1 protein-coding gene is annotated in these 512 nt (G+C 47.3%); it reads left to right on the top strand.

Translation table 11 applies throughout. The annotated features are described in order from the left end of the window. Window positions 1-512, top strand: a 512-nt coding sequence (locus ACWHAR_RS32235) for an alpha-amylase family glycosyl hydrolase (protein ID WP_452089070.1), incomplete at both ends; no start/stop codon positions are given.

Here is a 512-nt window from a genome sequence, read left to right as displayed (position 1 = left end):
GGCAGCGCTTCGCAAGAGTGGCAGGATGTTGTCAAAAACGGTGAAACGTCCCGCTATAAAGACTGGTTCCATATTCATTCTTTCCCTGTTAAAGAAGGCAGCTATGATACATTTGCGTTTACTCCCGAGATGCCGAAGCTCAATACGGCCAACCCGGAAGTTCAGGCTTATTTGCTTGATATTGCGCTGTACTGGATCCGCGAATTTGATATCGACGGCTGGCGTTTGGATGTGGCAAATGAAGTTGATCATGCGTTTTGGAAGAAATTCCGGCAAGCCGTCACGGCAGAAAAGCCCGACATTTTTATATTGGGCGAAATCTGGCATCAGGCTGATCCGTGGCTTAGAGGAGACGAATTTCATTCGGTCATGAACTACCCGTTCACAGAACCGATGATTGACTATTTTGCAGACGGATCGATTTCAGCTTCGCAAATGGCCAGCCGCATCAATTCGCATTTAATGAGCGGGATGAAGCAGGTCAATGAGGTGATGTTTAATTTGCTGGACAG

It is taken from the genome of Bacillus sp. LR--39 (genome assembly GCF_053613335.1).
The sequence above is the reverse complement of the archived record's forward strand: the minus strand, read 5'-3'. Positions and strand labels throughout refer to the sequence as shown.